Source organism: Meiothermus granaticius NBRC 107808, from assembly GCF_003574355.1.
GTDB lineage: Bacteria > Deinococcota > Deinococci > Deinococcales > Thermaceae > Meiothermus > Meiothermus granaticius.
The window spans coordinates 1-6,265 of sequence record NZ_QWLB01000076.1; the positions used below are offsets into that span (position 1 = coordinate 1).

Annotated in this window: 8 protein-coding genes and 1 tRNA gene; 1 reads left to right on the forward strand and 8 read right to left on the reverse strand. The window is 61.0% G+C overall.

Going from position 1 to position 6,265, the window contains the following annotated elements; all coding sequences use genetic code 11:
- On the reverse strand, nucleotides 1-127 hold a 127-nt coding region (locus Mgrana_RS16260; RefSeq protein WP_240631362.1), incomplete at its 3' end, for a GTP-binding protein.
- 67 nt (nucleotides 128-194) lie between these two features.
- Nucleotides 195-270 (reverse strand) — tRNA-Thr (locus Mgrana_RS16265).
- Nucleotides 271-493: 223 nt separating this feature from the next.
- On the opposite strand from Mgrana_RS16265, the gene Mgrana_RS16270 reads away from it, so the two are divergent.
- On the forward strand, nucleotides 494-1,021 hold the full coding sequence (locus Mgrana_RS16270) for a Dps family protein (protein ID WP_119358635.1): 528 nt from the start codon (nucleotides 494-496) through the stop codon (nucleotides 1,019-1,021).
- Nucleotides 1,022-1,034: 13 nt separating this feature from the next.
- Here the strand turns inward: Mgrana_RS16270 and Mgrana_RS16275 are convergent, their stop codons facing one another.
- From Mgrana_RS16275 to Mgrana_RS16300, 6 genes are all read right to left on the reverse strand, one after another.
- Nucleotides 1,035-2,165 carry an ABC transporter permease gene (locus tag Mgrana_RS16275; RefSeq protein WP_119358631.1) on the reverse strand — a complete coding sequence of 377 codons (1,131 nt, stop codon included), beginning with the start codon at nucleotides 2,163-2,165 and terminating at the stop codon, nucleotides 1,035-1,037.
- A 55-nt stretch (nucleotides 2,166-2,220) separates the two neighbouring features.
- Nucleotides 2,221-2,604 (reverse strand): 3D domain-containing protein, encoded by a 384-nt coding sequence (locus Mgrana_RS16280; protein WP_240631413.1) that lies wholly within the window; start codon nucleotides 2,602-2,604, stop codon nucleotides 2,221-2,223.
- A 331-nt stretch (nucleotides 2,605-2,935) separates the two neighbouring features.
- Entirely contained in the window at nucleotides 2,936-4,528 is a 1,593-nt protein-coding gene (locus tag Mgrana_RS16285) for a DAK2 domain-containing protein (RefSeq protein ID WP_119358632.1), read from the reverse strand.
- The gene (locus tag Mgrana_RS16290) at nucleotides 4,521-4,862 is read right to left on the reverse strand and encodes an Asp23/Gls24 family envelope stress response protein (protein ID WP_119358633.1); all 342 of its coding nucleotides are present in this window, start codon (nucleotides 4,860-4,862) and stop codon (nucleotides 4,521-4,523) included. The genes Mgrana_RS16285 and Mgrana_RS16290 overlap by 8 nt, the downstream gene beginning before the upstream one ends.
- Before the next feature lie 70 nt (nucleotides 4,863-4,932).
- Nucleotides 4,933-5,580, reverse strand: a complete 648-nt coding sequence (locus Mgrana_RS16295) for a DUF3108 domain-containing protein (protein ID WP_119358634.1) — start codon at nucleotides 5,578-5,580, stop codon at nucleotides 4,933-4,935.
- A gap of 58 nt (nucleotides 5,581-5,638) precedes the next feature.
- On the reverse strand, nucleotides 5,639-6,265 hold a 627-nt coding region (locus tag Mgrana_RS16300), incomplete at its 5' end, for an alanine dehydrogenase (RefSeq protein ID WP_170146513.1).

Below are 6,265 nucleotides of genomic sequence, written 5' to 3' on the forward strand. Positions count from 1 at the left end.
CATTGGGATTCGCCGCCGCCGCTACAAAGGTAATCGCCGCCGTCAGCGTGGTCTTCCCGTGGTCTACGTGCCCAATCGTCCCTACGTTTACGTGCGGCTTCGTCCGCTCAAACACACCTTTCGCCATGATTTCCTCCTATTGGCTTCCGCTTTCAGTTTTGTACCGCCCGCAGCGGTGGACGGGCGGTACATCTTGGAGCTCGAGACCGGGCTTGAACCGGTGACCTCACCCTTACCAAGGGTGTGCTCTACCAGCTGAGCTACTCGAGCAGTCCTGAACGCACTTTCTGACCTTCGTGGCTCGCTTTGCGCACACACTTCGGTGTCTCAAGCCGTCTACAGCAACGCCTATAGTAATGGGGATTCCCCATCCCGTCAACAACCTCGATCTCTTTGGGATGTCCGGCCGGGGGTTCTGGTGTTATACACCTCACGCCTCTAACGCCCCTTCGCGCCACTATGGAATTAGGCAAAAGAAAGGATGGAAGAGGATATGGCCCAACGTACCGCAACCCTTACCCGCAGCGTCCCTGCACTGGCTACCCCCACCGACCTCAAACCCCAGGAAGTGGCGGCAATTGCCGAGGCGGTTAATCCGCTGATCGCCGATGCTCTGGCCCTGTATGTGAAGAGCAAAAACTTCCACTGGCACCTCTCCGGGATCCACTTCCGCGATCTGCATTTGCTCTTTGATGAGCACGCTGAGCAGATCCTGGAATCGGTAGATGTGCTGGCCGAGCGGCTGCGCAAGCTAGGAGCCACCACCCTACGCAGCATTGGCCATATTGGTCAGCTCCAAACCCTCAAAGACGACAACGATGCCTTTGTGGAACCCGTGGAGATGGTGCGCCGCCTGATGGAAGATAACCGTCACATGGTTACGGCCATGCGTGCAGCCCATGAGGTATGCGAGAAAAATCGCGACGTGGCCACGGCAAGCGAGCTCGAGGTGCTGATTGATCAGGCCGAGCGCCGGACCTGGTTCCTCTTTGAAACCGCACAGGGGCTCGAAGGGCGCTAGACGTCAGAAGGGCTTAGCGCAGAACCTCTCCCGGTTTGATCCGCAGGGCCCTGAACAACGGCAGCAGCGAGGCCAGCATCACCACCAGCAGGCTCATCCCCGAAACCCATAGGAAGTCTGACGGGCGAATCTCCACCGGCAGCCGGGTCAGGAAGTAGAGCTCCCCTGGAATGGCGAGGGGGCGCCAGGCAAAGTAGCTGGATAATCCCCAGCCCAGCAGGTTGCCCAAAATCACCCCGCTCAGACCGAGGATGAGCCCCTCGAGCCCAAATACCCCTGCAACCTGGAGCCCTCGAGCCCCCAACACCCGCAAGAGGGCGATGTCCTGGGTTTTCTCCACCACCGCCAGCACCAACACATTGGCCATTCCCAGTGCGGCCACACACACAATCAAAAAAACCACGATCCCGATCACCCGCTTTTGCAGGGCCAGCTGCTGAATTAGGGTGCGGTTGGTGGATTGCCAGGGCTGCGGAAAGTACGCAGAGCCCGCCAACTCTACCCCTATCTGCGGGGCTTTCTCGGGGTCTTTGAGGCGGAGCTGATAGCCCGTAAGCCCGTGCGGTTGCTCCATCAGGTTCCGAGCGTCCTGCAAGGTGGTGAAGGCAAACCCTGAATCTAGAAGGTAGTTGCCGGTCTGAAAGGTGGCGGTAACCTCGAGCTCTATGCGCTTTTGGTTAACCGAGACCAAAAACAACTTGTCGCCTGGATAGGCTCCCAATGACCGAGCCAGGGCCAACCCCAGCACAATCTTTCCGGGCTTCAGCCGGGACAAATCCAGCTCTGGATACACCGCGGCCCCGCCTTGGCCTAGGCCGAGAATCGTAGCGAAGTCAGCCCCGGCCGAGCGGCCCGCCCCGGCCCGCCGGGTCAGCAGAGCTTTGGTGATGAACACGGGGGCCTGGGCCAGAACCTCTGGGTTGGGTTTGGGGGGTGGGGGAGGCTTGTCCTCTTGCAAGACCAGCAGTTGCAGATGAGGCACCGCCTTGAGCGTGGCATCAATCAGCCCTTTGACGAAACCATTGGTCAGCGAGAGCGCGGTGGTGAGCACCATGATCCCCACCGCTACCCCCAGCAGGGTGGTCAGGCTCTGGGTGCGGCGGTAACGCAGTTGGCGCAGGGCTAGAAAAAAAACAAAGCGCATAGGCAAAAAGCAAGGAGCGTTGGCTCCTTGCCCCTCGCTCCGACTGCCGTCTATTCTAACCGCGCCCGACCTGCAACACCGTGAGCTTGAGCTTGCGCACACCGAAGCGGACCGCGGTGGCATTGTCGGGGAACCACACATCAATCTTGTTGCGCCAGCGAATGTGCATGGTGTCTTCAACCACAAAGACCCGGTCGCTGAACAAGCGGTTGAAGCGGGTCTCCCCGCTGAGGTCTTGCAGCTTGACCCTCGAGCCATAGGGAAGGGTACCCAATAGATCTCGGCTCACTGCAATGATCCCCAGCCGGGTACGAGCCCCGGTGGCGGTGATGAAGGGGGAACCGTCGGTTTGCGAGCTCAAAGAGGTGTAGGCCGTAGCCGTGACCGTAAAGCTGGTTGGGGCCTTGGCCAAGCCAAAACCAAAAACCCCAAGCAGCACCAACAAACTGCTCAACCATGTCTTGGGTTGAGAGGCTCCTACCTGGAAAGGCCAGCGAAAATGGGGTTGTTTCGAGGTAATGAGCGAATGAGACAATACGGCTAAACTCATACCCGATCAGGGTAGGTAGGGAATTCGCAGGTTCTCTTAGAAGGGTAGGGGCCCATTCTCATACTGCTGGCCCACCGGGTCTCGAGCCCCAGGTTCTAAAGTCTCATCCTGCCGTTGAGCCCCGGACTAAAGCCCACCGCATTACATGAGAGTAACCTCAAGCCACCCCATGAGATTCTCATTTTCGTTAAGCCCCCCTATGCCTGGAGGGCCCTCTTCTCTACTCCAGCACCGCCAGGTAGTCGTAGAGATCTGGACCGCCTGGGTGCACCTCGAGGCTCAGGTCAGGAAAGGCCTGATTCAGCCGAGCCGACAGGGCCTCGAGCTTGGATGGATCGGTGCTGGGGCCATGAAATACCGTAAGAACTTCGTAGCCGTCGGCTGCAGCCTGAGCCACCAGCTCAAACAGGGCATCTTCCGGCGTGGAAGCGGTCAGGACCAGCTTATCGTCCTTCAGGCCGATGGGCTGGCCTTCGCTAATCGCCAAATCCCCAATCTCCACGCTGCGGCTGGCCCGGGTTACCTCGAGGGTAAGGGCTTGGTCTGCCGCCCTTTGCATCTCAGGCACCAACTCAGCCACAGAGGCATCGGGCTGGTACTGCACCGAGGCCGCCAACCCCGCCCCCAAGGTGCGGGTGGGAATCACGGTCACCTGCTTACCGCTCTCCCGGGCAAGTTCGGCCGCTTGTTGCGCGCTCATGATCACGTTGGAATTGTTGGGCAGTACGATCACTTCGGGGTTGGGTAGGCTCTTGATCGCATCTAAAATGTCCTGCACGCTGGGGTTGGCGGTTTGTCCACCCGCCACAATGCGGGCTCCAAAGTCCCGCAGGGCTTTGACCAATCCCCAGCCAGTGGCCACCGCTACCAATCCGGTGGGGGCGGCAGGCTCATCGGCGGCCCCGGCCATGGAGAGGATCTCGGTGTGCTGCTGGGACATATCCTCAACCTTGGTGCGCACCATGTGACCATACCGGGCAACGGTCGCCAATAGGCCATCGGGATCATTGGTATGGATGTGGCCTTTGACATAACCTTCAGCCCCCACCACCAGCAGCGAATCACCAAAGGGGGCGACCAGGGCGCGAATCTTCTCCACCGGCTCTTTCACTGAGTCCATCAGAAACTCGGTGCAGTACCCAAACTCCTCCTCGGCGAACTGGGTCTGGGCATATTTCTCCACCTTGGGAGGCCGGGGCAGAGGCAAGCCCTCCAAGTAGCCATCTAGCCCCTCTAAAAACCGCAGCAGCCCCGCCCCACCCGCATCCACCACCCCAGCCTGCTTGAGGACCGGCAAGAGCTCAGGGGTGCGCTCCAGGGCCGCTCGCCCTCCCACCAACGCAGCCGACAGCACCGCCTCTAAACTCCCGCCCTGAGCGGTTTTAGCCCCCTCAGCAATCCCCTTGGACACGGTGAGGATGGTCCCCTCGACCGGCTTCATCACCGCGCGGTAGCCGCTTTTTGAACCCTCCTCGAGGGCCGCCACCAACAGCGCGGGGGTGAGTTCAGGGGCGTTTTTGAGGGTCTCCGCAAAACCTTTGAGAATTTGGGAGGTGATCACCCCGGAGTTGCCTCGAGCCCCCAGCAAGGAGCCGTAGCTGATGGCCCGGGCCACCTCGCCCATCCGTGTGGTATCGGCCAGGTCCAGCTCACGCCGCACCGACTGTAGGGTAAGGTGCATGTTGGTACCGGTATCCCCGTCCGGGACGGGATATACATTGAGGGCGTTGGTTTCCTCGACGTATACCGCGAACCAGTCGGTAGCGTAACGGAAGGCCTCCGCCAGGCCTTGGGGGGAGAGGGTTTCAGCCACGCGAAACCCCCACCACGTGAATTCGCACCGAGGAGAGCTGGGCGCCCGCTAAGCTTTTGGCCGCCCAATGCACCCGTTCAGCAATGCCATCTACCACTGTGGGGATCCTCGAGCCAAACGCCACCACCACATAGAGATCGGCCTGATACTTTCCCGGCGCAGAGGGATCGGGCTTGACCGTGACCCCTTCGCTGGCCTCGGCCCGGCCCAGGATACGGCTGATGCTGTCTCGGATCCCCGCCGGACTCATCCCCAATACCCCAGGGACTTCGTGAGCGGCCAGGCCCAAAATTGCGGCCAAAGCTCCTTCGGAAATGGTGATATTGCCTTTCAAGATTTTCCTCCAGACCGGCTTGCCTTTCGATTCTAGCCTATCGTTTTGGGGAACGCAGCGCTTTACCCCTCTACCGCTCGAGCAGGCGGCCCTCGATCTGCCCGAAATCGCGCCCAAAGATGATCCGGGTCGGAGTGCGCTGGGGGTCGGAACGGTACCGCACCTCTACCAACAACCCTTCCCGCACAAAGCGATAAACCGCTGTGCCATCGGGGGTTTTGTTCACCTGGAGGGTCCCCTGGGCCAGACCCGGATAGTCCACCAGGTTGACCTGGCGCACCTCAGGGTACAAGCGGGCGTAGTAGATCAGCGAAAGCTCGTCCAGCACCTCTTCGACTGGAGAGTGCCAGCTCGAGACCTTGCCGCTGGGCTGAATTACCGTAGCCGAACACCCCTCATCTGGGGTGCGAGCAAAGCTCAGTTTGGTCGTGCCCTTGAAGGGCTCAGTCAGGTTGCGCCAAAAGGTGTTGGTGTAGTGATCCGGTCCGGTGATGCTCTCCTCTTCCAGGCCATACCCTACCAACGCGGCCAACCCCTGGGGCTCGAGCCGCCCGTGGAACCTCCAGCCCCCCTCGGTGGAGTGGGCGCTGAGGTAAAACTTGCCCACATCCATCCCCTGCCAGGAAAGCTGGTAGATCAGCTGCTCTCCCGAGGCCCAGGGTACGGTCTGAGAAAAAACAGGCGCGGTGAAGACCAACGCTAAGGCAAAGGGGCGCATAGGGAGGATTCTAGACCATCAGGGAGCAGGCCCGCCCTCCCCATCCCCTCGTACCCGCTTAGGCCAGCACAGCTTCCGGCTCCACGCAGGGCATCCCAAACGCTTCGGCCACGCCGCGGTAGGTGAGCTTGCCCTGGTAGGTATTGAGGCCTTTGAGCAAGGCCGGGTCTTCATGCAGGGCTTGCAAGCCCCGCTCCGCCAACCGGAGCACATAGGGCAGGGTCTGGTTGGTCAGGGCAAAGGTGGAGGTACGCGGCACCGCCCCAGGCATGTTGGCCACGCCGTAGTGCACCACCCCATCCACCACATAGGTGGGGTCGGCGTGGGTGGTGGGGTGAATGGTCTCCACGCATCCCCCCTGGTCTACCGCCACATCCACGATCACCGAGGCCTCCTTCATGCTCGAGAGCATCTCGCGGGTGACCAGCTTGGGGGCCTTGGCTCCAGGGATCAACACCCCCCCGATCAGCAGGTCCGCGTGCCGCACAGCCGCGGCGATATTGGCCTCGGTGGAGGCCAGGGTGATGACCCGCCCGCCGAAGATATCGTCGAGGTATTGCTGGCGATGCTTGGAGAGCTCGAGGATGGTGACCTGGGCCCCCATGCCCAGGGCGATCTTGGCAGCATTGGTGCCCACCACCCCCCCTCCCAGGATCACCACGCTGGCCGGGGCTACCCCCGGTAC

Bases quoted from the DNA above. Each gene is read 5' to 3' on its own strand.
- Mgrana_RS16270 (WP_119358635.1), top strand. From the start codon at position 494: ATGGCCCAACGTACCGCAACCCTTACCCGCAGCGTCCCTGCACTGGCT.
- Mgrana_RS16275 (WP_119358631.1), bottom strand. From the start codon at position 2,165: ATGCGCTTTGTTTTTTTTCTAGCCCTGCGCCAACTGCGTTACCGCCGC.
- Mgrana_RS16295 (WP_119358634.1), bottom strand. From the start codon at position 5,580: ATGCGCCCCTTTGCCTTAGCGTTGGTCTTCACCGCGCCTGTTTTTTCT.